This is a genomic window from Alphaproteobacteria bacterium (assembly GCA_040218575.1).
Classification (GTDB): domain Bacteria; phylum Pseudomonadota; class Alphaproteobacteria; order JAVJRE01; family JAVJRE01; genus JAVJRE01.
In genome coordinates, this window is the sequence record JAVJRE010000005.1 from 98,984 (window position 1) to 123,340 (window position 24,357).

Genomic DNA, 24,357 nt, shown 5'->3' on the forward strand with positions numbered 1-24,357 from the left:
GCCCGGCGCCCGCTATGGCTGCACTTCGCCCGCCCGTCATCAACGTCATCGACAAGGCCGTGCGCCGCGCCGGCCGCGGCCTGGTGCGCGACTTCGGCGAGGTGCAGGAACTCCAGGTCTCACGCAAAGGCACGGCCGATTTCGTGACCGCCGCCGACCTCAAGGCGGAAAAGACCCTGAAGGAAGATCTGAGCAAGGCCCACCCGGACTGGACCCTGCACATGGAGGAGAGCGGCGTCTCCGGTCCGCCCGACGCGCTGACGCGCTGGATCGTCGACCCGCTGGACGGCACCACCAACTTTATTCACGGCATTCCGCACTTTGCGATTTCCGTTGCGGTGGAGGAGTCCGGCCGCATCACCGCCGGCGCCGTCTATCATCCGCTGACCGATGATTTCTACTGGGCCGCCCAGGGCATCGGCGCCTATATCAACGACCGCCGGTTGCGGGTATCCGGCCGCCGCCGTCTGGACGAATCGGTAGTCGCCACAGGTATCCCCAACATGGGCCAGGGCGACCATGAGCGCTATCTCGCCACCCTGCAGGCGGTGATGGGAGAGGTCGCCTCCGTCCGGCGATCCGGCTCCGCCGCCCTGGATCTCGCCTATGTTGCCGCCGGACGCTATGAGGGCTTCTGGGAATTTGGCCTGAAGCCATGGGACATCGCCGCCGGCCTGCTACTGGTGCGCGAAGCGGGCGGCTTCGCAACGGCGATTGACGGGGCGACCGATCCCTTGCCGGCCGGGGATGTGCTGGCCGCCAATGACCGTATGCACCAGGCTATCGGCCGGCTGTTGCGGCGGGCCATGGGTCTGCGGGCGCCCCGTCAGATGACGGCCTGAGGCCCGCCCCGACGGCCGGGTATCGCCGATCCGGCGAGCCAATAAAGTCAGGTTGTGGCCATTCCGGCCGATGGGCTATGTTTTGCGGCCAATCCGGGGCCGAAAACACTCTGGCCCGACGATCTTGGCCCGGCGGCGTTCACCGCCGGAGACCCTAGGGAAGGCTGGCCACGTGCAAACACAGATGCCGACAGGACGTGCCCCCGAGCGGACGCCGCGAGGCCCCCGCAGATCACATGCGTCACAAGCGGTATGGGCCATGGCCATTGGCTTTGGCCTGATGACCGTGCCGTCCCTGCCGGCGTTGGCCCAGGGGACGACGGTCATCGGTGGCAGCGGCGGCGGCGTGGTGGTCAACGAGGCCGTCCTCGACAGCCTGGGCCGCGCACCCAACCTCGCCGATTTCTATCGCGGCGGCCTGCCGGGCAGTGCGCCATCGTCTGTCCTGCCCGTCGCCGGTGCCGTTCAGCTTCCGCCGGCCAGCCCACCACGCTCCGGCCTGTCACCGGCGGCGTTGGCTCTGCTGGGCGGCCAGGCCGCGACCGGCCGTACACCGGCATTGGCGGCACAGCAGACTCTTGGACAACTGCCAGGCGTCAGCCTGCGCCCGCCGCCGGCGCCAGCAGCCAGTACGGCGGCTGTGGCGACAACCGGCAGTCCGCCGGCCAGCGCCACAGAGTCCGCAGCGACAGAGGCTACCGCCCTGACGGCGACCGCCGCCCAGACAGACGCCGATGAAGCCGCGGCGGACACCGCCGCTGCACAATTGCCGGCCGTGACGGCGGACGCCGCAACCGAGCCCACCGCCACCGCCATGGCGGAACCGGCCAGTGCCGATGCCACCGCCGCGGCGCCGGCCGTCCCGGTCGCCACAACAGACGATACGACAGCCACCGCAACCACCTCCGACGCTGCAGCGACGACGGAAGCGACGACTCAGCAAGCGGCAAGCCAGACCGCCGCCCTGCCGCCGTCTGCCCGCCAGGAGCGGCTGCTGTTCGCTGCCGAGACGGCCGCGCTGCCGGAGGGCGTGGAGCCCTTGCTGGATGCCATCATCAGCCGCATGGCGGCAGACGAAACCCTGCGGCTGCAGATTCTGGCCTATGCCGCCGGTACCGCCGAGACCAGCAGTCAGGCCCGTCGCCTGTCCCTGTCCCGTGCGCTGGCGGTGCGCAAGTACCTTATCGACAACGGCATCGGCGGCACCCGTATGGACGTGCGTGCGCTCGGCAATCGCGCGGAAGATGGTCCGGCGGACCGGGTGGACCTGATGCTTGTGGCCGGCTGAGCCCTGTGGGTATCGCCGTCGCCCAGACGGTCGTGACCGGCTGAAAAACTGCCGGCGCAATCCGGTCACATTCCTTCGCTAGGGAAACGCCATGACCGTCTCGCGTCGCTACCTGGTCCGCATGATTGTCTTTATCGGCCTCGTGGCTGCCGTCGCCGGGCTGCTGTGGCAGCCCCTGCTGACGGCCTTCCTGACCAATGTGGCGCTGAACGGCCTGATTCTCTTTTCGTTTGCGTTGGGCATTGCCTTTGTCTTCCGGCAGGTCCTGACACTGCGTCGGGAAGCAGAGTGGATGGAGGCGTTCCAGCGTGGCACCGGCGGCCTGTCCGGCCCCAAGCCACGGCTGCTGGCGCCCATGGCGCGCATGTTCGGCGAGCGCAAGGAGCATATGCGGCTGACCGCGCCGGCCATGCGCTCGGTGCTCGATTCGATCGGCGCACGATTAGACGAATCGCGCGAGATTTCACGCTACATCATCGGCCTTCTGATCTTCCTTGGCCTGCTCGGCACGTTCTGGGGGCTGTTACGCACTATCGGCGCTGTGGGCGGCCTGATCGCCGGGCTGGACACGGTCAACGCGGACGCGGCGGACTTCATCGAGACCCTGACCCGTGGCCTGCAGGCGCCGCTTGGTGGCATGGGCACCGCCTTTTCCAGCTCGCTGTTCGGTCTGGCCGGCGCCCTGGTTCTTGGCTTCCTCGACCTGCAGGGCGGTCAGGCACAGAACCGCTTCTACAATGAGCTGGAGGAATGGTTATCCGGCCATACACGGATCGGCGGCGGCGCCATCGGCGGCGACGGCGAGACCTCCGTACCGGCCTATGTGCAGGCGCTGCTGGAGCAGACAGCCGACAGCCTGGAGGCCTTGCAGCGCACTCTGGTGCGCGGCGAGGAAAGCCGCATCAAGGCGGACCAGCGGCTGGCCACGCTCGGCGAACGCATCGGCAGTCTGACCGACAGCATGCGCACGGAGCAGAATCTGATGGTCAAGATCGCCGAAAGCCAGATGGCGCTGCAGCCGGTGCTGACGCGGCTGGCCGCCACAACCGGTCAGGGCGGTGGGTTTGACGAAGCGGCGCGCGGCCACCTGCGCAACATCGATGTGCATCTGACACGCATGAGCGAGGAGCTGTCGCAGAACCGGCACGACACCATGGGTGAAATCCGCAATGAGTTCCGCCTTCTGACCCGGACCCTCGCGGCGCTGGGCGAGGAGAGCGGACGCAATGACGCCTAGGCCGGCGTCGAACCCGGCATGTCGCTGACCTACGGCCGCGGCCGACGGCGCACCGCACCACCAGACATCTGGCCTGGTTTCGTCGATGCCCTGGCCTCCCTGCTGATCGTCATCATTTTTCTGCTGATGGTGTTCACGGTGGCGCAGTTCGTCCTGCGCGAAGCGCTGAGCGGCCGTGATCGCGAGCTGGACCAACTCAACCGCCAGATATCCGAGCTGGCGCAGATTCTGGAGCTCGAGCGGTCCACCAGGGCGGAGATGGAAAGCACGGTCAACGCCCTGTCCAACGAGTTGCGTGCCACCCTGGGGGAACGTGATCGCCTGGCTGGCGCGCTGGAACAGGCGGAGCTGACCAACCGCGAGCTTCTGGCCACGCTGGATCAGGCCGGCAGCGATCTGGCCGCGGCGCGGGACCGCCTGAGCACGCTGGAAGTGCGCGCCGCGCAGGCGGAATCGGAAGCCACGGCCCAGCGGCAACTGACCGCCGAGGCGCAAGATCAGGTGGCCCTGCTCAACCGGCAGATTCTGGCCCTCAGGGAACAACTGGCGGCGATTGCCGAGGCGCTGGAGGCATCGGAGGCTAAAAACCGCCAGCAGGAAGTGCAGATCACCAATCTCGGCCAGCGCCTCAATGCCGCCCTGGCAACCCGGGTGGAGGAGCTGTCACGCTTTCGCTCTGAGTTCTTTGGCCGCCTGCGGCAGGTGCTGGGCGACCGCCAGGACATCCGCATCGTCGGCGACCGCTTTGTCTTTCAGTCCGAGGTGCTGTTTGCCTCCGGCAGCGACGAGCTGGGCCCCGAGGGGCGCCAGCAGGTGGAAAGCCTGGCCCGCACCCTGGCCGAAATCGCCCGCGAGATTCCGCCGGAGATCAACTGGATTCTCGAGGTCTCCGGCCATACGGACGTGGTGCCGATCTCAACCGGTCGCTTTCCATCCAACTGGGAGCTTTCGACGGCGCGGGCCATCACCGTGGTCAAGGCCCTGGCCAGTGCCGGCATCCCGGCCGAACGCCTGTCGGCCACCGGCTATGGCCAGTTCCAGCCGATTGACGACAGCGATGATGAAGTCGCCTTCCGCCGCAACCGCCGCATCGAGCTGAAGCTGACCCAGCGGTGACCGGCCGGCGGGCTGACAGGCCCGGTCAAGCCGCCCGGTCGGAAAACTGCAGCGCCGCCAGCCGCGCATAGAGCCCGCCTTCGGCCACCAGGGCGTCATGGCGGCCGGTCGCCACCATGCGGCCGGCATCCAGAACAATAATCCGGTCGGCCTTGCGCACGGTCGCCAGACGATGGGCAATGACCAGAGTGGTGCGACCGGCGCGCAGGCGTTCCAGCGCCTGCTGAATAAGGCGTTCACTTTCGGCGTCGAGAGCGCTGGTCGCCTCGTCCAGCAGCAGCAGGGCCGGGTCGCGCAGGATGGCGCGGGCGATGGCGATGCGCTGGCGCTGACCGCCGGACAGGCGCACTCCCTTTTCGCCGAGGTGGGTGGCGAAACCCTGCGGCAGGCGACGCAGGAATTCGCCGGCCGCGGCCGCCTCGGCCGCCGCTTCGACCTCACGGTCACTGGCCTCGGGCCGGCCATAGCGAATATTCTCCCAGGCATCGGCGGCGAACAGCACCGGCTCCTGCGGCACCAGCCCGATGCGCCGGCGCACCACCGCCGGATCGGCCTGCCGCAGATCCACGCCGTCGAGGCGTACCGTGCCGGACGCCGGATCGTAGAACCGCAGGAGCATCTGGAACACGGTGGTCTTGCCGGCGCCGGACGGACCGACCAGAGCGATTGTCTCGCCCGGCGCAATGGTGAAGCTCACATCATCCAGCGCCGCCGTTTGGGGCGCGGCGGGATAGCGAAAGGTGACCGAGTCAAAGGCTACGGCGCCTTGTGCCGGCTGCGGCAGGGCGACCGGGTGATCGGGCACGGCAATGTCGGGCCGCATCGCCAGCAATTCCATAAGACGCTCCGTGGCGCCGGCGGCGCGCTGCAGGTCGCCGGCCACCTCGCTGACCGCCCCCACCGCACCGGCCACGACGATGGCATAGAAGATAAAGGCGGACAGCTCGCCGGCGCTCATGCGCCCTTCCAGAACGTCATAACCGCCCTGCCACAGGATGGCTGCCACCGCCCCAAACACCAGAACGATCACCAGACCGGTCAGCAGTGCGCGCCAGCGCACCCGCACCAGTGCCGCCTGCACCGCGGCCTCGGTAATGGTGGAGAATTGTCGCCGGTCGTGGGGCTCGTGGTTGAAGGCCTGAACCGTACGCACCGCGTGCAGGGTTTCATCCAGATACCCGGCCACATCAGCCACGCGATCCTGCGACCAGCGTGAATGCCGCCTGACCCGCCGGCCAAGAATGATGATCGGCAGGACAACGAACGGCAGCACCAGAAAGACGAAGCCGGTCAGGCGCGGGCTGGTGACCGCCAGCAGGACGCTGCCGCCGATCAGCAACAGCACGTTGCGCAGCGCCACCGAAACCGTGGAGCCGACGAGCGTCTGCAGCAAGGTGGTGTCAGTGGTCAGGCGAGAGATCACTTCGCCGGTGCGCGTTACTTCGTAGAAGGCCGGACCCAGTGCGATGACCCGCTCGAAGACCGCCCGGCGCAGGTCAGCCACCACCCGCTCGCCGATCCACGACACCAGATAAAAACGGGCATAGGTGGCGCCCGCCAGAACCACCACCACCACCAGGAGTATGACAAAGGCCTGATCGAGCAATGCGCCATCGGCCTGGGAGAAGCCCTGATCGATCAGACGGCGCAGTCCCTGGCCAAGTGCCAGGACCGTGCCGGCGGCGATCACCAGCGCTATGCCCGCGCCGGCCGCTGCGGGCCAGTAGGGCCGCAGGAATGGCGCCAGCCGCCGCAAGGTGCCGAGGCCGTGGCCGGCAGGCCGGTCGGCAAGACGGGAGCCCGACAGGCCGCTGCCCGCCGGGCCGGTGGAATGAGGTGATCGCGCCATGGTCGCCGTCTTTGCCGGGAAGCCGCCGTCTTATCAGCGCCCGGCCGGCCCAACAAGCCGCCGGGCAGCCGGCCGTACGGCAGCCTGGCCGTTGCATGCCACCGCCGCCTTGGCTATAACCCGGCCTCGCCCGGCCGGCCGGCGACATCCGGCCGGTCTGCCAATATTGCTATTTTCGCCTGTTCGACCGGAGCCAGGACCGATGAAGAGCGACATCCACCCCGATTATCACGAGATCACGGTCCAGTTGACGGACGGCACCAGCTTCACGACCCGCTCCACCTATGGTGATGCGGGCGATACGCTGCGCCTGGAAATCGACCCCAAGACCCACCCGGCCTGGACCGGCGTTCACCGCCTGGTGGACAGCGGCGGCCAGCTCGCGAAATTCAGCCGGCGCTTCGACAAGTTCGGCCTGAAATAAGCCCTTAGCGGTTGCTAGTTTGGGGCGCCGACCCCTTGAAATCCCGGCAAGCCTCCCCAGATGGAAAAGCATCCGGACGCCCTTGCGGGTCCGGATGGTCCGGGCTGATGCGTTGCATGGCCCGCGACCAACGGTCGGGGCCCGGTGGTCCCGATGGCTGTTGCTCAACGGAGGACAAATGCCATGCGTACGATCGATTTTTCGCCCCTGTTCCGGAATACCGTCGGCTTTGAAACCCTGTCGCGCCTGATGGATGCGGCCAACGGGGATTCTGTCGGCTATCCGCCCTACAACATCGAGAAGCTTGACGAGAACCGCTACCGCATCGCCCTGGCGGTCGCCGGGTTTGGCGAGGACGATATTGACGTGACGGTAAAGGACAACACCCTGACCATTACCGGCCAGATCAAGGCGGAGGATGACAAGGACACGTCCTATCTCTACCGCGGAATTGCCAGCCGTCAGTTCGAACGGCGTTTTCAGTTGGCCGACCACATCGAGGTGCGCGACGCCAGCCTGGCGAACGGCATGCTGATCGTGGCTCTGGAACGGGAGGTTCCTGAATCCATGAAACCGCGTCGCATCCAGGTGAACAGCGGGCAGGCCATCGAGGGCCGTAAAGCCGCCTAGGCCACTGGCCATCCGGTATACACCGCAAGGGCGGCGTCAGCAGGCGCCGCCCTTTTTCTTTTCCTGGCGGGCTCGATCTTTCAGATTTCCGGCGGCACAAAAAAAGGGCCGTCCATGGGGGTGGACGGCCCAGTTCACAACAGGGAGGCGTCAACGAGACTGGATGACGCGATGCATCTCTGCATCTGTCAGTCACCCTAGGGGGCTCGTGTAAAGAAATGGTTAACGGCGGACCTTGCCGGGCCGCCGCCGCTAACCCTTGCGGAACAGCGCTTCGGCCGCCGCCCGCGTTCCTTGCCGGGAGTCGAGCATCTGCCGGACACGGCCGATTTCCTCTTCCAGCCGGGCGATATAGGCGTGCAGGTCCGCTACCGCCATGCGTTCCAGCTCGCTCTTGGTTGGAAAGTCCCGCGACCGGGTCGGTTCCTCGTCGCTCATGTCTTCCCCCAAATACTACTGGCCGTGGCCGGGCGGCCCGCCGCATTGCCGGGCGCACCGGCACGGGCCAGAATGGCCCGCTTCAGATACAGCCCTGACACAGGATGATGGGTCGCCAGCGTGCCGGCAAGGCTCTGGCCGCCATCGCCTGGCCCACTCCGCCCCACCCCAACCGAGGACACAGCCCCATGAACCTGACCCTGCCCGCCACCATGACCGCGATAGAGATAACGACCCCCGGCGGCCCGGAGGGTTTGCAGCCGGTGTCCCGCCCCACGCCGCAGCCGGCCACCGGCGAGGTGCTGATCAAGGTGGCCGGTACGTCGGTCAACGGGCCGGACCTGATGCAGCGCCAGGGCAACTATGCGCCACCGCCCGGCGCCAGCGACATTCCGGGGCTGGATATTGCCGGAACGGTGGTGGCGGTGGGACCAGGCGTCAGTGAACTCAAGCCCGGTGACGAGGTCTGTGCCCTGGTCGCCGGCGGCGGCTATGCGGAATACTGCCTGGCGCCGGTTCCCCAGTGTCTGCCGGTCCCCAAAGGCTGGACCGCTCTGGAGGCGGCAACCCTGCCGGAGACCGTGTTCACCGTGTGGGCCAATGTGTGGAACCGCGCCCGGCTGGCCAAAGGTGAAAGCCTGCTGGTGCATGGCGGGTCCAGCGGTATCGGCGTCTCAGCCATCCAGATGGCACGGGCCATGGGCGCCACGGTCTTCGCCACGGCGCGCAGCGCGGAGAAATGCGCCGCCTGTGAGGCGCTGGGGGCGGTCAAGGCGGTCAACCCGCAGGACGGCGACTGGCTGCCGGCGATACGCGAGGCAACCGGCGGTGATGGCGTCGACGTCGTTCTGGACATGGTGGGCGGCGACTATGTTCAGAAGAACCTGGATATTCTGCGGCTGGAAGGGCGATTGAGCTTCATCGCCTTTCGCGGCGGTGGTGAGGTCAGCCTTAATCTCGGCCCCATGCTGGGCAAGCGTCTGACCATGACCGGCTCCACCCTGCGGCCTCGCTCGGTTGCCGAGAAGGGCGAGATCGCGAAGGCTCTGCGCCAGCACATCTGGCCCCTGATCGAGGCCGGCCGGATCCGGCCGGTGATCCACCGGACCTACAAGCTGGAGGACATGGCGGCCGCCCACCGCGAGATCGAAGCCGGTGGTCATATCGGGAAAATCGCTATTTCCGTGGGCGCCTGAGCCAGTCTGGCCAGGCAAAACCGGGGTAACGCTTTGACCTTGGCTGGCATGGCCACTATCTATTGACGAAACCGGGCCGCCTTTCTCAGGCGGCATGATGACTATTGGGGAGACTCCAAGATGGCCCACCCGCTGATGCCCAAGGCGACGGCGGTCTGGCTGGTGGACAACACCACCCTGACTTTCGACCAGATTGCCGAGCTGTGCGGCCTGCATCCGCTTGAGGTGCAGGGCATTGCCGATGGTGAAGTGGCGACCGGCATCCAGGGTCGCGATCCGGTTGCCGCTGGCGAATTGTCGGCCGAGGAAATTCGCCGCTGTGAAGCCGATGCCTTGCAGCCTGTGCAGATGCAGGATCGTGACCTGCCGGAGTTGCAGCGGCGCGCCAAGGGCGCACGGTATACGCCGGTGGCCATGCGCCAGGATAAGCCGGCAGCCATCCTGTGGCTGGTGCGGCGCTATCCCGATATGTCCGACGCCCAGATCTGTCGTCTGATCGGCACCACCAAGCCCACGGTCAAGACTATCCGCGAAGGCACCCATCGCGACAGCAACCAGTTGCAGCCCAAGAGCCCGATGGATGCGGGTCTGTGCACCTATACAGACCTCAACGATGCAGTGTCGAAAATCCGCCGCAAGACCAGCGGCAAGGACAAGAGCGACACTGAGTCCCGGAACAAGACGCCGGGCGAGACACCGGCTCAGCCGGCGGATGAGGGTCGGCAGAGTGCCACTGCCGCGGCGGCGGCAGCCATTGCGGGGTTTGTCTCCAACAACTGACGGGCTGTGCCAGGCGCAACGGGCGACTGTGGCCGCCTGAGCGGAGCCGCGTTCAGCGCACCCAGTTGACCTCGTGCTGGAAGATGGATCGGCCGTCGCCGACCAGAGCCTCCAGCCGGGACAGGGTCTCTACCCTGTCGATCGGCAGATGGGGGGCGACAAAGCGCAGAAGCCGCGCCACCATGACCCTGTCGCGCGGAACAGCGGCAATCCCCAATGCGCTGAAATAGGCTGTCAGGCTGTGTGCCAGTGCCGGCGCGGCCGCATGGTCATCGGCCGCGGGGGCCGGGGTGACCGAGCTGTCAGCCACACCGTCAAGCATCAGGGCCCGCTCTATATGGCGGGCGCTCAGTTCCAGGGCCGCCGCATCACGCAGAAAGCTATCCAGCGTGGCCGGAGGCAGAAGCGCCGACTGCGCCTGGGCCTGCAGCGCCATCTCTGCAACCCGATCACTGACCGTGCGGCGCCATGCATCGGCGGTGTCCAGCAGAACCGCGATAGCATCGCCGTCGAGCGCCGGCCGGCCGCTTGCCGCCAGCCAGCACAGCAAAATAAGCAGGTCCCGGTTGCAACCGCGGCGTGACGCAAGATCGCCAACGGCCTGGTGGGCGTCTTCCGCTGCCTCCAGTCGCGCGGCAAACGCGGCAAGTGCGGCAAAGGTGTCTTGCTCCTTGTGGGCCGACGTCGGCTGCTCCGCTGCCATCACGCTTCTCCCGGCTCGTCGCCAAAGCACACGCCAAGACCGCGAGCGGTCCGCAACATGGTTCCGGCAAGGTCCACCGGCTGCCCGCTGGCCACAGCATCGGCCAACGGCACCCGCACAGTCTGGCGGTTCTGCCAGGCAATCATGCAATCATAGTGCCCGGCGGCCATGGAATCGACCGCACCGGCGCCAAAGGCCGCCGCCAGGAACCGATCCCGTGGCGTCGGCGCGCCGCCCCGCTGCAGGTGGCCAAGGGTGGTCACCCGCACCTCCGCCCCGATGGCATCGGCCAGGCGACGACCGAGCCAGGTGGCGATGCCGCCAAGCCGGCCCTTACCGCTTTTCTCCCGGACCCGGATCTGCCGCCCGTCCGGCGTTCTCGCCCCCTCCGCCACCACCACCAGGGCGCTGCCGGTGGTGCGCCCCGCGTCGCCACGGCGCAAGGCCGCAAGCCGCGCGACCAGCGGTTCCAGCCGCCAGGCGATCTCTGGAATGAGGATGATGTCGGCGCCCCCGGCAATGCCCGCATAAAGGGCGATATGTCCGGCGTCACGGCCCATCACCTCCAGCAGCATGATGCGGTGATGGCTGGCGGCGGTGGGCTGCAACCGGTCCAGCGCCTCGACGGCGACGGACACGGCCGTGTCATAGCCGATGGCGTTCTCGGTCACGGCGATATCATTGTCGATGGTCTTCGGCACACCGACCAGCGGAATGCCGCCCTGCTGCGCCAGACGCCGGAGAATGGCCAGGCTGCCATCGCCGCCAATGGCGATCAGCCCGTCAAGAGCCAACTGGCGCCAGCCGGCGATCAGTTCAGGCGAGCGATCACGCCGGCTGCCGTCGGGCATGGGCCAGGCAAAAGGATCATTGCGATTGGTGGTGCCAAGCAGCGTTCCGCCCTGGCGAAAGACATCACCGCCAAAATCCGCCGGCGTCAGCGAGCGGCTGCGCGGCGGATTGTCCAGCAAGCCGAGCGTGCCATCCAGCAACCCGCTCACCTGCCAGCCATAGGTGTGGACAGCCCGCAGAGTGATCGCCCGCAGGCAGGCGTTGAGACCCGGGCAGTCACCGCCACTGGTTAAGACGCCGATGTGCCGGGTCATACAGCGCTCCGCGGCCGCGCTGACCGCGGCACGGGAGTGCGTGTGCGGCGACGGCCTGTTAATCTGATTGCCCTTTCAGGCGACCCGTCGAACCCCATGGACGACAATGACGAAGTAGCGATACGGCTGGCTGATCTCAAGGCCCAGCACGAGGAGCTTGACGACGTCATCGCGCGCGTCGTCGAAGGCGGACCGTTCAATCAACTGACCCTGCAACGGCTCAAGAAAAGAAAACTGGCCCTCAAGGACCAGATTCAGCGGCTTGAGAGCCGCCTCCTGCCTGACATTATTGCCTGAGCAGAGGCTTCAGGCCGGTCGCTGCATCTGCTTGCGCACATACATGGCCCGGTCGGCCGCCTCCAGGGCGGAGATCGGATTGTCGCCGCCGGAAAAAGCATGGGCGCCATAGGACAGGGTGATGGGGATCACGCCGCCGTTCCATTGCAAAGGGCGGTCGATGATGGCGCTGGCCAGACGTTCAGCCTTTTCGTTGGCGCCGGCCTGGTCGGTCTGGGCCAGCAGGACGCCGAATTCATCGCCGCCCAATCGCCCGACAATGTCAGATTCACGCACCTGCTCGATAAGCACATTGGCGACCAGAGACAGGGCCGCATCGCCGGCGCCGTGACCATGCTTATCGTTGATGGTCTTCATGTCATTGATATCGAAATAGAGCACCGCGCCGCTCACCTTGTAGCGCTCGGCATAGGCGAACATCCGGCCAAGCTCGCGGACGAAGGCGCGGCGGTTGGCGACCGGCACCAGTGAATCCTCGTCCGCCAGACGTTCCAGATAGCCGATCCGCCGGGTCTGTTCGGCCAGTTCGTTACGCAGGCGCTCCACTTCCGCCATCAGGGATTCAATGGCGTGCCGCACCTTAGGCGTGAGTTCGCCATCGGGGATGCCGAGAACGGTGCTGCTGTCGGGAAAACGGACGACCCGGGCCTGACCGCCGCCGGTGGCCTTAACGGTGCTGCGATAGGCAGCATGCGCCGCTTCGTTGGTCTTGCGCGTGCCGTCGATTTTCATGCCCGTCCGTCCATAGCCTAACGCCGGCGGGAGTCAGGCCCCGCCAGGGAAGCGAGCATGGGCAGTCATAGTTAACAATTCGTTAGGCAGCCCCGGCCGCGCCGGTCAGCGGCGTCAGACAGGCTCGTCAGCCGGGCGACCGGCCGGCCTGGCCGCTGCGCGGGCCGTGGCACGGCGACGCAAGAAAGCCACCGGCGACGGCAGGCAGCGGGCGATCCGGCCAAGCCGCTGGGCGGCCCGCGGCAAGCGCAGAGCATCGCCGATGCGGCGCTCCAGAAAGCCCCATGTGGCAGTGGCCCCAGGGGAGTCGTCCGCCACCCACACGGTGCGCGTGGTGGCCAGCACGCCGACCAGCAGGCCCCGCTTGGTATAGTGATTGAAGTCGCTGGCCTGGTCGCCGGCCGCGCGCCAGATGACATCGGCGGTGCTCCACAGATCAGCCACCGCCAGCCGGGCGTGTCCCGGCAGGGCAAGCCGCGCCAGGGTGCGACGCAGGGCTTCGCGGTCGGCCGGCCATGTCTCCAGCCACACGCGCACACCGAGCGCGACTTTGTCGCGTACCCGCATGCCAGCCAGGTCGGCCGCCGCCAGCCGGTCGGCCAGCATCACCCGGTGCCGCGCCAGACAGGCCGGCAGAGCATCGCCGATGCCGCGCGGAAAGGCGATCCAGACGGCGCCCCGCGGCAGGCCGGCATCAGTGGTGGCTCGGATCAGGCTTTGCTCCGACCAGCCATCGAAAGGCAGGTGGGATTCCAGCCTGGCCAAAACGGCCTCCGCAAGATCAGCGTCGGCGTTAACGGGCGTGGCCATGTCAGTCCACCATCACATCAATATCCTCGCCATCCGACGGCAGATCCGGCAAGCCGTGGCGCGTCTCCTCGGCAAACAGCAGGAGCGACAGGTCGCTCATGCGCTGCGGGTAGAGAATACCATCGAGATGGTCGCATTCATGCTGCACCACGCGAGCATGAAATCCTTCGGCCTCGCGCTCGATCACCTTGCCGTCCGGATCCAGCCCGCGATAGCGCACCCGCCGCCAGCGCGGCACCGCGCCCATCAGGCCCGGCACCGACAAACAGCCTTCCCAACCCAGGGCCGTGTCGCTATCCAGCGGCTCCACTACAGGGTTGATCAGCACCGTCAGGGGCACCGCCCCGTCATCACCCCCATCATCATCCGAGTCGTCCGCCGCCGAGCTGCCATCCAGCGAGGCAGACTGGCGGTCCGCTGGCACATGGAACATCACCACGCGCAGCCCCACATGGACCTGCGGCGCGGCCAGCCCGGCCCCGTCCGCATCCTCCATGGTCTCCACCATATCGGCGATCAACTGGCGGATTTCCGGCGCCCGCGGGTCATGCACCGGCGCCGCCGGACGGCGCAGGACGGGGTGCCCCATGCGGGCGATCTTACGAATGGCCATGATCTTTTCCTGGCTGGACGCGGGTCGTGAGAGTCTGCTACCCCGCGCCCACTATAGGGCTTTGGGGCCGGCCCCAGCCAGCCTGACAGCGCCTGCCCTGCGGTCGCCCTAAAACCCGCCCTTTCCCCCAGGCGCCAGCCTGTGCTAGGGTCCGCCACCCGTTGCAGAACGCTGGCCATAGCCGGCCGGCGCCTGTAGCGGGTTCGTTTTGCCGCATGCCGAACCGGGGAGGTTCATCCACGTGCAAGTCGTCGTCCGTGATAACAATGTCGATCAGGCCCTGAAGGCGCTGAAAAAGAAGATGCAGCGCGAAGGCGTATTCCGCGAAATGAAGCTGCGCCGCAGCTATGAAAAGCCGTCCGAGCGTCGGGCGCGGGAAAAGGCCGAAGCCATCCGGCGTGCCCGCAAGCTGGCCCGCAAGCGCGCCGAGCGCGAAAGCTAGACCGCCGCGGCGCCGATCAGGCGCCGACCGATCCTCTTGTTCTGCCAGCTCTGACATACCGCGCCCTCCGGCGCGGTTTTGTTCGTGAGGCTCACCCTGACCGCGCAAGCCGTCGCGACCGGGCCCGCTATCCCTCACTCCAGGCCGGGCCTACTAGCCCAGGGCCTTGACGATGTCCTCGCACATCTTCTTGGCGTCGCCGAACAGCATCATGGTGTTGTCACGGAAGAACAACTCGTTCTCCACACCGGCATAGCCCGATGCCATGGACCGTTTGACAAAGAGCACCTGCTGCGCCTCCCACACGTGAAGGACGGGCATGCCATAGATGGCGCTGGCCTCGTCATGCAGCGCCGCCGGGTTCGTCACATCATTGGCGCCGATGACAAAGACAACCTCGGTCTTGGCGAAGTCGCGATTGATTTCGTCCAGCTCCAGCACTTCGTCATAGGGCACATTGGCTTCCGCCAGCAGGACATTCATATGTCCGGGCATCCGGCCGGCCACCGGATGAATGGCGTAGCGCACCTCTACCCCCTTCTCCTTGAGGATATCGGCCATCTCGCGTAAGGCGTGCTGGGCCTGAGCGACGGCCATGCCATAGCCCGGAACGACAATGACGGAAGCGGCATTGGACAGGACGAAGGCGGCATCATCCGCCGCGCCCTGGTTGACGCTGCGGTCCTCACCGCCGGCGCTGGCCGCCGCCGCGGTCTCACCACCAAAGCCGCCAAGAATGACGCTGAGAAACGGCCGGTTCATGCCGCGGCACATGATGTAGCTTAGGATGGCGCCGGCCGAGCCGACCAGCGACCCGGTGATGATCAGCAGATCATTGCCAAGCGTAAAGCCGATGCCGGCGGCGGCCCAGCCGGAGTAGCTGTTCAGCATGGATATCACCACCGGCATGTCCGCGCCGCCGATGCGCACGATCATGGTGACGCCCAGCACCCCGGCAACGCCGACGATGGACCAGAAGGTCCAGCTTTCCCCGGCCATCACCAGCCACGCCACCATCGCGATAAGGCCGAGGCCGAGCAGGGCGTTCAGGGCATGCTGTGCCGGAAAAACCAGCGGCCGGCCACTGAGGATGCCTTGCAGCTTGCCGAAGGCGATGATCGAGCCGGTGAAGGTCATGGCGCCGATGGCGGTGCCGATGCTCATTTCAATCAGGCTGATGGTGTGAATATCGCCCACCACACCGATGTCAAAGCGCTGCGGCGCCAGGAAGGCCGCGGCGGCGACGAAGACGGCGGCAAGACCGACCAGGCTGTGGAACGCCGCCACCAGTTGCGGCAAGGCCGTCATCTTGATGCGCAGCGCGATCACCGCCCCTATGGCGCCACCGATGGCAATGCCGAGGATGATCTCCACCAGGCTGACCACACCGGGCAGGGCCAGCGTCACGGCTATGGCAATGGCCATGCCAGAGATGCCGAGGACATTGCCGCGCCGGGCGGATTCCGGATGGGACAGCCCGCGCAGCGCGCCGATGAACAGCACGCCGGAGATGAGATAGCCAATGGCCGCGAGTTCGGGGGTCATGGCCGTCAGTCGCGCTTGCGGCGACGGAACATGGCCAGCATGCGCTGGGTGACGATAAATCCGCCGAATATATTGACCGAAGCAAGAACCACCGCGGCCAAACCAAACCCTTTGGACAGGCCGAACTCCGCCGGGCCGGCGGCGATCAGGGCGCCAACGATGATGACGCTGGAGACGGCGTTGGTGACGCCCATCAGCGGCGAATGCAGCGCCGGCGTGACGCTCCACACCACGTAGTAGCCAACGATCACGGCCAGAACCAGAACGGTCAGACCGAAAAGCAGCGGATCACGGCCCGCCGCCTCGCCATGACCGCCCACCTGGGCCAGGAGCAACGTGGCCTCCGCCGGCAGTCGTGACAGCGTGTCGGCAACGCCGCCAACCAGGATCGGATCAGCCATTGTGCGTCTCCTCGGATGGCGCCTTGGGCAGATAGTTGGGATGGACCACCTGACCGTCGCGGGTCAGCGCCGTGCCGGCGACGATGGCATCGTCGGGATTGATCTTGAGCGCACCCGATTCGCGATCAATCAGCGAGGTCAGGAAATTGACCAGATTGCGGGCATAGAGCGCCGACGCATCCGCCGGCAACCGGCCCGGCACATTGCGGTGACCAATGATGGTGACGCCGTGCCGCTCCACCACAGCGCCGGCCTCGCTCAGCGCGCAGTTGCCGCCGGTCTCCACCGCCAGATCGACAATGACCGACCCCGGGCGCATAGAGCGCACCATGTCCTCGCTGACCAGCTTTGGCGCTGGCCGGCCGGGGATCGCCGCCGTGGTAATGACCACGTCCTGATCGCTGATGGTCTCGGCAATCAGGGCCTGCTGCTGCGCCTGATACTCGGCGCTCATTTCCCGGGCATAGCCGCCCGATGTTTCGGCCGCACGGGTCTCTTCCGACTCGACCATGACGAACGTGGCGCCAAGGCTTTCCACCTGCTCTTTGGCTACCGGCCGGACGTCCGTCGCCGAGACTACAGCGCCAAGACGCCGGGCCGTGGCGATGGCCTGCAGACCGGCGACGCCGGCCCCCATGACAAAGGCCTTTGCCGGATTGATCCGGCCCGCCGCCGTCATCATCAGCGGAAAGGCCCGGCCAAAGGCGTGGGCTGCGTCGATAACCGCGCGATAGCCCGCCAGATTGGCTTGTGACGACAGGACGTCCATGGACTGCGCCCGGCTGATGCGCGGCATCCACTCCATGGCATAGGCGTCAATGCCGGCGGCGGCATAGGCTTTGGCCGGTTCGGCGCCGTCATAGGGGGACAGCAAGGCTACCAGCATGGCGCCGCGCTTCATCATGGCCAGTTCGTCGGGCGCACCCTCGTTCGCGGTCAGCGGTCGCTGCACCTTGAAGACGATATCGCCGGCGGCAAAAAGCTGTGCCGCATCCGCCACGACGGTGGCGCCGGCCTCTGCGTAGCTTTCGTCCGAAAATCCCGCGGAGGCGCCAGCGCCGGCCTCTACAGCGACCTCAAGGCCCAGGGAAATCAGGCGTCGCGCGGCATCGGGCACAATCGCGACCCGTGTTTCCCCGTCCCGTCGTTCTTTGGGAGCAACGACCTTCATGCTGCGTGTGCACCAACGGTTTGTAGCCGGACCGACAGGGTAGAGGCGCCAACCGATGGGCCGTGACCTGCCTGTTTGACATACACGATCACGCCTTTGTTTCAAAGGCAGGCCGGCGCGTAACGGCGCCGTCAGAGAGGAGCGTCGACACCAGCAGATTTCATGGCCCGGGCCTGACGACGGGTCATGGATACCTCGGTATAGCCTTCGATAAGGGACTCGAACAAAGCATGCCAGTTGAGCCGCGCACCCAGCCGCATGAACACCGACCCGAGACCAATTGCCGCACGATCCATGAAGACGAACTCCCGGGGCGGAGTCACCCCACCCTGCTGACGCAGGTCCCGATGGACTTGATTGGCGACGCGGGCGCCATAGACCCCCCGCTCGGCCTCGTCGCCTTCATTGATGGTGCGCGGCCGGTCTTCCAGCAGCGGGCCATAGATGAAGTTGGCCCACAGATTGAGTGTGGCGATGGTCTGGCGCGACAGGCCGGTGAATCCCCAGGCCTCGTAGGCACTGACCGCTTTGGCTTCATCCCCATCGCGGATGGCCTCGTACAAGGCGATGACACCGCCGATGAACTTGCTCTCAAAGATGCGGATACAGCCAAAATCGAGCAGGTTGACGGAGCCATCGTCGCGCACGGTGTAGTTGCCGAGATGGGGGTCGCCATGCAGCACACCGAAGCGATAGAGCGGCACATACCAGCAGTGGAACAGGTTGTGGGCGATGGCGTTGCGTTTTGCCTGGCTGAGATCCACTGCATCCAGCAGTCGTCCGCCGTCCAGCCATGTCATGGTCAGCAGGCGACGGGTGGACAGCGCACCCACCACTTCCGGTACATGGACGCCGGCGACGTCCTTGAGCATCAGGCGATAGAGGTGGACGTGCGCCGCCTCCAGCTCATAGTCCAGCTCTTCACGCAGGCGGGCGGCCAGTTCCTCCTGGATGTGGCTCATGTTCACGGCGCCGTCGGAGCGCTGATAGAGCGACAGGGCCAGACGCAACTGATCGAGGTCCGCCTCCACAGCCGAACGCATATCGGGATATTGCAGCTTACAGGCCAGCAGCCGGCCATCGGGATGCACCGCTTTGTGGACCTGGCCCAGCGATGCCGCATGGGCCGCCTCATGGGAAAAAGACGCGAAACGTGATTGCCAGTCGCTACCGAGCTCCGCCGCCATGCGGCGGCGGACGAACGGCCAGCCCATGGGTGGCGCGTTGGACTGCAGCTCGGCGAACTGCACCGCATAGGAATCCGGCACCGCATTGGGAATTGTGGCGAGAAGCTGGGCCGCCTTCATGAGAGGACCCTTGAGGCCGCCCAATGCCGCGCGCAGGTCGCTGGCGTGACGATCCTGGTCGAGGCCGACGCCGAGATAGCGACTGGCCGCCAGCCGAGCCGCCAGACCGCCAACCGTGGTGCCGACCCGGGCATAGCGCATCAGACGACCACCCAGGCGGCTCTCATCCTCACGGTCGGGCGGCGGCGTCTCGCCCGAGCCGGCGCGTTTGCGCCCGCTCATCTCTCGTCCCCGCTATGGCGCACGCGGTCAAACAGCAACAGGGTCTGCAGGCAGGCGGCTACATCGGCCCTGGGCTCGGCATTTTTCTGCAACAGCTTCATGGCCCGCATACGCTGCACCAGGTCGCGCGCCGCCCGAACGTCGGGGTCCTTGTCGAACTGCCTGCCGCCCATGGCGACGGTCATCACCTTTTCAGCATTGCGCCGCCCTTCAGCGAAGGCCGCATCGGCCGCGCCGTGGAGCGCTTCGGCGCGGCCGGCCAGCCAGTCCCGGTCGCGGCCGGCGCATTCCTCAAGCACACTCAGCACCACTTCGCCCAGCGTCTCTTCGTCCAGCGAGCCGCCGGCCGCCAGCCGCGCGGCCATGGCCGCGGTGCCGCCCATATAGCCGAAGACATAGGCATCGTCCCAGAATCCGTCCGGCAGGCCACCGGTACGGCGAAACGTATCGACCAGTGGCGCGACCGCCTGACGGGCGGCAGCGGCGGCATGTCCGCCGTCCGGGCCGGCAACCGCCATCAGTCAACCACCGTGGCGAACTCGTCGATCAGCCGGCTGACCGCGCCCAAGCCACCGCGCCAGAAGGCCGGATCCGCCGCGTCCAGGCCGAAAGGCGCCAGTAGCTCGCCATGACGCATGGACCCGCCGGCGCGCAGCAGATCGAGATATTTCGCGGCAAAGCCGTCGGGGGCGTCCTGATAGCGCTGATACAGCGCATTCACCAGACAGTCGCCGAAAGCATAGGCATAGACGTAGAAGGGCGTGTGCAGGAAGTGGGGAATATAGGCCCACATAGTGCGGTAGTCGTCATCAAGCCGGATGGCCGGACCCAGGCTCTCGCTCTGGGTTTCCATCCAAAGGGCGTCGATATCGTCAGCCGTCAGCTCACCGCTACGGCGGCGCTCATGCAGGCCTGTCTCGAACTGATGGAAAGCGATCTGGCGGACCACGGTGTTGAGCATGTCCTCGATCTTACCGGCCAGAAGGACGCGCCGACGCGCCGGGTCATCCTCTGCCGCCAGCAGCCGACGGAACACCAGCATTTCGCCGAAAACGCTGGCGGTTTCCGCCAGGGTCAGCGGTGTCTGGGAAAGGAAATAGCCCTGCCCTGCGGCCAGCACCTGATGACAGCCATGACCCAGTTCGTGGGCCAGGGTCATCAGGCTGCGCGGTTTGCCCTGATAGCTCAACAGAACATAGGGGTGCACAGCCGGCACCGTGGGATGGGCAAAGGCACCACCGGCCTTGCCCGCTCGCACCTGGGCATCGATCCATCCGCCATCAAAGAACCGCCCGGCGATATCCGCCAGCTCCGGTGCGAAAGCGCCATAGGCCTCCAGCACAAAGCGCCGCGCCTCGGGCCACGGGATCTGTCGCTCGCCGCCGGGCAGCGGGGCATTGCGATCCCACCAGGCGAGACGGTCCACACCGAACAGCGTCGCCTTCAGGCGGTAGTAGCGGTGGCTCAGTGCCTCGTAGGAACCGGTCACCGCGCTGACCAGCGCATCCACCACCGGGTCTTCCACCTGATTGGCCAGATTGCGCGGCGATACCGGCCGCCCATAGTGGCGCCAGCCGTCTTCAATGGCCTTGTCCTTGGCCAGGGTATTGGTGATCAGGGCGAACAACCGGCGGCGCTCGCGCAGGGCCCCGGCGAAGGCCTGGCCGGCGGCCTGACGCCGTTCGGGGGCCGTATCGCTCAACCGTTCCAACACTTCGGTCTCAGGCAGACTCTCACCGTCCACCACCACCCGCATATCGGCCATCGTCTCGTCGAACAGACGCGCCCAGGCGCTGCTGCCGGTGACCTGTTTGTCGTGCAGCAGACGTTCGAGATCATCCGCCAGGCTGTGCGGACGAAAGGTGCGCACCTGATCGAGCCATGGCCGCCAGCGCGCCAGCGCGGGGTCGGCGACCATCCGCGTGAAGACCGCATCGTCAAGACGGTTGATTTCCAGCCGGAAGAAAACGAGACCCGCGGCTATGTCGGAGACCTGCTCGCGCAGGCGCTGTACCAAACGACCGGTCGCGGCGTCGCTGACATCGCCGGCAAAGGTCAGATCCGCATAAGCGCTTATGCGGCCGAGGCCTTCCTCGACCGCCTGCAGCGCGCCAATGGCCGATGCCAGACCGGCCGCGGACAGCCCGCCGAGACGACCGGCATAGCGATCCGCCAGCGCCTTTGCCCCGCTGGCCGCGGCCGTCAGAGCCGCCGCCAGGTCCGGCGATTCGGGGCCAGGAAACAGATCATCCAGACGCCACCGTGGCAGGTCGGTGCAAGGGGGTTTGTCTTTGCTGTCAGGCATCAGGCTATATTCTGGCTGCGGACCACGGGACGCTGGACGGCCAGCGACGGTGCCGGGAGGACCGGGAATGGTGCCATCGTGAAAGTAGAGGATTACGACGGCTGGACAAGCCTGCCGGCCATGTTCTTCGATCGCGCCGGCGCCATGGGCGATGCGCCGTTCGTGTGGCGCAAAACGCAGGGTCGCTGGCAATCGCTGAGCTGGGCCGAGACGGCCGATCAGGTGCGCCGCCTGGCAGCGGGGCTTCGCCGCCTGGGAGTCGCGGCCGGCGACCGCGTGGTTCTGGTGGCGGAGAACCGGCCGGAGTGGCTGATAGCCGACCTGGCCATCATGAGCATCGGCGCCATTACCACACCGGCCTATACCACCAACACGTCCGACGACCACCGCCACATCCTGCAGGACAGTGGCGCCAGCGCGGCCATCGTCTCTTCGGCGCGCCTGGCCCACCGGTTGCTGCCCGCAGCCATCGCCGCGCCGGCGCTGGGCCACGTCATCGCCATGGAGGCGCCGGGACTGAAGCAGACCACCGGCGTCACCATCCATGACTGGGACCGGATTGTGGCCGATGGCGCGGCCGACGCCGACACCATTGCCGACGGTGTCCGGCAGATCAGCCGCGGTGACACCGCCTGCATCATCTACACATCAGGCACCGGCGGCGTGCCGAAGGGCGTGATGCTGAGCCATGGGGCGATTGTGTCCAATTGCAGCGGCGCCTTCGACCTGCTGCTGGCCCTGGGCCTGGACGATGAGGTCTTCCTCAGCTTTCTGCCGCTGAGCCATTCCTATGAGCACACCGCCGGCCAGTTCTTTCCCATCAGCATCTGTGCGCAGATCTATTATGCGGAAGGCATTGATGCCCTGAGCGCCAATATGGTGGAGGCGCGTCCGACCATCATGACGGCGGTACCGCGTCTCTATGAGACCATGCACCGGCGGATCAATGCGGCCATGGACCGCCAGGGCGGACTGAAAAAGAGACTGTTCGACCGGGCGCTGGCGCTGGGCCGGAAAAAGTTTCTCGATCCACGCTCACTGAGCCTCAGTGAACGGCTTACCAATCTGGTGCTGGATCGCCTGGTGCGCCGCAAGGTGCAGCAGCGCTTCGGTGGCCGCCTCAAGGCCCTGGTGAGCGGCGGTGCGCCGCTCAATACGGAGATCGGCCTGTTCTTCTCGGCGCTGGGCCTGCGCCTGTTGCAAGGCTATGGCCAGACGGAGACGGCGCCGGTGGTGAGCTGCAACCGGCCCGACAGTGTCCGTATGGAATCGGTCGGCCCGCCGATTCAAGGGGCGGAGGTGCGCATTGCCGACGACGGCGAAATCCTGGTCCGCGGCGAACTGACCATGCAGGGTTATTGGAACAATCCGCAGGCGACGGCCGAAGTGTTGCGCGATGGCTGGATTCATACCGGCGACATTGGCCGACTGGATGACAGGGGCCGGATCGAAATCACCGACCGCAAGAAGGACATTATCGTCAATTCCGGTGGCGACAACGTCTCGCCGCAGCGCATCGAGGGCATGCTTACCCTGCAGCCGGAGATCGCCCAGGCCATGGTCTATGGTGACCGTCGGCCGCATCTGGTGGCTTTGCTGGTGCCGGACGAAGAGTTCGTGGCGGGCCATGGCGACGGTGACCTGAAAGCGGCGCTGATGGAGGTGGTGGGCCGGGTCAATCGCGAACTGTCACCGGTCGAGCGGGTACGCGCTATCGCCGTCACCACCGATCCCTTCACCACTGAAAACGGTATGATGACGCCGTCACTGAAGATTCGGCGCCACGCCATTCGACAGGCCTATGGAGACCGTCTGGAGGCGCTGTACCGCCAGAGCTAAGGCTGGCCGCCGTGATACTCGCGATACCAGGCGACAAAGCGCGGTATGCCGTCTTCGATAGAGGTGGTGGGGCGAAAGCCCACATCCCGGCTGATGGCGTCGATATCAGCATAGGTCTCGGCCACGTCGCCTGGCTGCATGGGTTTCATCTCCAGCTTTGCCGGGCGGCCGCAGGCACGCGCTATCAGATCAATGAAATGCAGCAGGTCTTCCGGCCGGTTGTTGCCGATGTTGTAGACACGATGCGGCGCATCCCCGCCGGCCGGCCCGCCGCCGGCCGGAGGTGAATCGAGGCAGGCCAGAACCCCGGCAACGATGTCGTCGATATAGGTGAAGTCCCGCTTCATGCGGCCGTGGTTAAAGACCGCCAGAGGCTCGCCGGCGAGAATCCGCCGGGTGAAGATATAGGCGCTCATATCGGGGCGGCCCCACGGACCATAGACCGTAAAGAAGCGCAGTCCCGTCATGGGAATTGCGAACAGATGGCTGTAGCTGTGGCTCATCAGCTCGTCCGCCCGCTTGGTGGCGGCATAAAGCGATACCGGACTGTCCACCCGGTCCTCCACGCTGAACGGTTGTTTGGTGTTACCACCATAGACCGATGACGAGCTGGCATAGACCATGTGCCGAAAGCCGGGCAGACGACGGGCCAGTTCCATGACCGTCAGATGGCCCAGCAGGTTGGCCTGGACATAGGCGTAGGGGTCTATGAGGGAGTGGCGCACACCGGCCTGTGCCGCCAGATGGACGATGCGGTCGACGCCGGCGGCCTCCAGACTCTCCATGGCCGCGCGATCGGCGATATCCAGCCGCTGAAAGCGAAAGCGCTCGTGATTGTGCAGCAGGGCAAGGCGCGACTCCTTAAGCCGCACATCGTAATAGGCGTTGAGATTGTCGAGACCGAGCACCGATTCGCCACGCTGCAGCAATGCCTCGGCCACATGAAAACCGATGAATCCGGCAGCGCCGGTGACGAGTATGGTCATGATCTCTAGCCCCGTCTGATGGCCCGCCTGATGGCCCGGCTGCTCGCGACTGCTATAGCGTGTCAGCGCCTCCCGTTC

General features: G+C 66.2%; 25 protein-coding genes. 11 read left to right on the plus strand and 14 right to left on the minus strand.

Features of this window, described 5'->3' with window-relative positions; all coding sequences use genetic code 11:
• Positions 1-14: 14 nt before the first annotated feature.
• The 4 genes from RIE31_06425 to RIE31_06440 all read left to right on the plus strand — a co-directional run bounded on the left by RIE31_06425 (position 15) and on the right by RIE31_06440 (position 4,483).
• Entirely contained in the window at positions 15-842 is an 828-nt protein-coding gene (locus tag RIE31_06425; GenBank protein ID MEQ8640220.1) for an inositol monophosphatase family protein, read from the plus strand.
• 259 nt (positions 843-1,101) lie between these two features.
• Complete coding sequence (locus RIE31_06430; GenBank protein ID MEQ8640221.1) at positions 1,102-2,130, plus strand: OmpA family protein; 1,029 nt, start codon at positions 1,102-1,104, stop codon at positions 2,128-2,130.
• Between the two features lie 91 nt (positions 2,131-2,221).
• Positions 2,222-3,367 (plus strand): flagellar motor protein MotA, encoded by a 1,146-nt coding sequence (locus tag RIE31_06435; GenBank protein MEQ8640222.1) that lies wholly within the window; start codon positions 2,222-2,224, stop codon positions 3,365-3,367.
• Positions 3,368-3,385: 18 nt separating this feature from the next.
• Entirely contained in the window at positions 3,386-4,483 is a 1,098-nt protein-coding gene (locus RIE31_06440) for a peptidoglycan -binding protein (GenBank protein ID MEQ8640223.1), read from the plus strand.
• Between the two features lie 25 nt (positions 4,484-4,508).
• On the opposite strand, the gene RIE31_06445 is transcribed toward RIE31_06440, so the two are convergent.
• Positions 4,509-6,332 (minus strand): ABC transporter transmembrane domain-containing protein, encoded by a 1,824-nt coding sequence (locus tag RIE31_06445; protein ID MEQ8640224.1) that lies wholly within the window; start codon positions 6,330-6,332, stop codon positions 4,509-4,511.
• A gap of 202 nt (positions 6,333-6,534) precedes the next feature.
• On the opposite strand from RIE31_06445, the gene rpmE reads away from it, so the two are divergent.
• Positions 6,535-6,756: a 50S ribosomal protein L31 gene (gene rpmE / locus RIE31_06450; GenBank protein MEQ8640225.1), complete on the plus strand. Its 222-nt coding sequence runs from the start codon at positions 6,535-6,537 to the stop codon at positions 6,754-6,756.
• A 183-nt stretch (positions 6,757-6,939) separates the two neighbouring features.
• A complete protein-coding gene (locus RIE31_06455; GenBank protein ID MEQ8640226.1) occupies positions 6,940-7,386 on the plus strand; it encodes an Hsp20 family protein in 447 nt (148 codons plus the stop codon).
• Between the two features lie 252 nt (positions 7,387-7,638).
• Here the strand turns inward: RIE31_06455 and RIE31_06460 are convergent, their stop codons facing one another.
• On the minus strand, positions 7,639-7,824 hold the full coding sequence (locus RIE31_06460; protein ID MEQ8640227.1) for a DUF1192 domain-containing protein: 186 nt from the start codon (positions 7,822-7,824) through the stop codon (positions 7,639-7,641).
• 212 nt (positions 7,825-8,036) lie between these two features.
• On the opposite strand from RIE31_06460, the gene RIE31_06465 reads away from it, so the two are divergent.
• Both RIE31_06465 and RIE31_06470 read left to right on the plus strand, forming a co-directional pair.
• A complete protein-coding gene (locus tag RIE31_06465) occupies positions 8,037-9,020 on the plus strand; it encodes an NAD(P)H-quinone oxidoreductase (protein MEQ8640228.1) in 984 nt (327 codons plus the stop codon).
• Between the two features lie 120 nt (positions 9,021-9,140).
• Entirely contained in the window at positions 9,141-9,800 is a 660-nt protein-coding gene (locus RIE31_06470) for a DUF1013 domain-containing protein (protein MEQ8640229.1), read from the plus strand.
• A gap of 52 nt (positions 9,801-9,852) precedes the next feature.
• On the opposite strand, the gene RIE31_06475 is transcribed toward RIE31_06470, so the two are convergent.
• Together RIE31_06475 and RIE31_06480 are read right to left on the minus strand one after the other, a co-directional pair.
• On the minus strand, positions 9,853-10,503 hold the full coding sequence (locus RIE31_06475; protein ID MEQ8640230.1) for a hypothetical protein: 651 nt from the start codon (positions 10,501-10,503) through the stop codon (positions 9,853-9,855).
• Positions 10,503-11,609, minus strand: a complete 1,107-nt coding sequence (locus RIE31_06480; protein ID MEQ8640231.1) for an ATP-dependent 6-phosphofructokinase — start codon at positions 11,607-11,609, stop codon at positions 10,503-10,505. The genes RIE31_06475 and RIE31_06480 overlap by 1 nt, the downstream gene beginning before the upstream one ends.
• Before the next feature lie 96 nt (positions 11,610-11,705).
• On the opposite strand from RIE31_06480, the gene RIE31_06485 reads away from it, so the two are divergent.
• On the plus strand, positions 11,706-11,906 hold the full coding sequence (locus RIE31_06485) for a DUF465 domain-containing protein (GenBank protein MEQ8640232.1): 201 nt from the start codon (positions 11,706-11,708) through the stop codon (positions 11,904-11,906).
• Between the two features lie 9 nt (positions 11,907-11,915).
• On the opposite strand, the gene RIE31_06490 is transcribed toward RIE31_06485, so the two are convergent.
• The 3 genes from RIE31_06490 to RIE31_06500 all read right to left on the minus strand — a co-directional run bounded on the left by RIE31_06490 (position 11,916) and on the right by RIE31_06500 (position 14,061).
• Positions 11,916-12,638 carry a GGDEF domain-containing protein gene (locus tag RIE31_06490; GenBank protein ID MEQ8640233.1) on the minus strand — a complete coding sequence of 241 codons (723 nt, stop codon included), beginning with the start codon at positions 12,636-12,638 and terminating at the stop codon, positions 11,916-11,918.
• A 114-nt stretch (positions 12,639-12,752) separates the two neighbouring features.
• Positions 12,753-13,448 carry a COQ9 family protein gene (locus RIE31_06495; protein ID MEQ8640234.1) on the minus strand — a complete coding sequence of 232 codons (696 nt, stop codon included), beginning with the start codon at positions 13,446-13,448 and terminating at the stop codon, positions 12,753-12,755.
• A 1-nt stretch (position 13,449) separates the two neighbouring features.
• The gene (locus RIE31_06500) at positions 13,450-14,061 is read right to left on the minus strand and encodes a peptide deformylase (protein ID MEQ8640235.1); all 612 of its coding nucleotides are present in this window, start codon (positions 14,059-14,061) and stop codon (positions 13,450-13,452) included.
• A gap of 241 nt (positions 14,062-14,302) precedes the next feature.
• Here RIE31_06500 and rpsU point away from each other — a divergent pair, with 241 nt between their 5' ends.
• On the plus strand, positions 14,303-14,503 hold the full coding sequence (gene rpsU, locus RIE31_06505) for a 30S ribosomal protein S21 (GenBank protein ID MEQ8640236.1): 201 nt from the start codon (positions 14,303-14,305) through the stop codon (positions 14,501-14,503).
• Positions 14,504-14,656: 153 nt separating this feature from the next.
• On the opposite strand, the gene RIE31_06510 is transcribed toward rpsU, so the two are convergent.
• The 6 genes from RIE31_06510 to RIE31_06535 all read right to left on the minus strand — a co-directional run bounded on the left by RIE31_06510 (position 14,657) and on the right by RIE31_06535 (position 21,454).
• Positions 14,657-16,048 (minus strand): NAD(P)(+) transhydrogenase (Re/Si-specific) subunit beta, encoded by a 1,392-nt coding sequence (locus tag RIE31_06510; protein MEQ8640237.1) that lies wholly within the window; start codon positions 16,046-16,048, stop codon positions 14,657-14,659.
• A 5-nt stretch (positions 16,049-16,053) separates the two neighbouring features.
• Positions 16,054-16,449: an NAD(P) transhydrogenase subunit alpha gene (locus RIE31_06515; GenBank protein ID MEQ8640238.1), complete on the minus strand. Its 396-nt coding sequence runs from the start codon at positions 16,447-16,449 to the stop codon at positions 16,054-16,056.
• The gene (locus tag RIE31_06520) at positions 16,442-17,620 is read right to left on the minus strand and encodes a Re/Si-specific NAD(P)(+) transhydrogenase subunit alpha (protein MEQ8640239.1); all 1,179 of its coding nucleotides are present in this window, start codon (positions 17,618-17,620) and stop codon (positions 16,442-16,444) included. The genes RIE31_06515 and RIE31_06520 overlap by 8 nt, the downstream gene beginning before the upstream one ends.
• Positions 17,621-17,751: 131 nt before the next feature.
• Positions 17,752-19,149 (minus strand): AarF/ABC1/UbiB kinase family protein, encoded by a 1,398-nt coding sequence (locus RIE31_06525; GenBank protein ID MEQ8640240.1) that lies wholly within the window; start codon positions 19,147-19,149, stop codon positions 17,752-17,754.
• Entirely contained in the window at positions 19,146-19,667 is a 522-nt protein-coding gene (locus tag RIE31_06530) for a hypothetical protein (GenBank protein MEQ8640241.1), read from the minus strand. Before RIE31_06530 ends, RIE31_06525 begins: the two co-directional genes overlap by 4 nt.
• The gene (locus RIE31_06535; protein ID MEQ8640242.1) at positions 19,667-21,454 is read right to left on the minus strand and encodes a M3 family oligoendopeptidase; all 1,788 of its coding nucleotides are present in this window, start codon (positions 21,452-21,454) and stop codon (positions 19,667-19,669) included. Before RIE31_06535 ends, RIE31_06530 begins: the two co-directional genes overlap by 1 nt.
• 120 nt (positions 21,455-21,574) lie before the next feature.
• On the opposite strand from RIE31_06535, the gene RIE31_06540 reads away from it, so the two are divergent.
• On the plus strand, positions 21,575-23,293 hold the full coding sequence (locus tag RIE31_06540) for an AMP-dependent synthetase/ligase (GenBank protein ID MEQ8640243.1): 1,719 nt from the start codon (positions 21,575-21,577) through the stop codon (positions 23,291-23,293).
• On the opposite strand, the gene RIE31_06545 is transcribed toward RIE31_06540, so the two are convergent.
• A complete protein-coding gene (locus RIE31_06545; GenBank protein ID MEQ8640244.1) occupies positions 23,290-24,279 on the minus strand; it encodes an NAD-dependent epimerase/dehydratase family protein in 990 nt (329 codons plus the stop codon). The two genes, RIE31_06540 and RIE31_06545, sit on opposite strands and share 4 nt — an antisense overlap.
• Between the last annotated feature and the right edge of the window lie 78 nt (positions 24,280-24,357).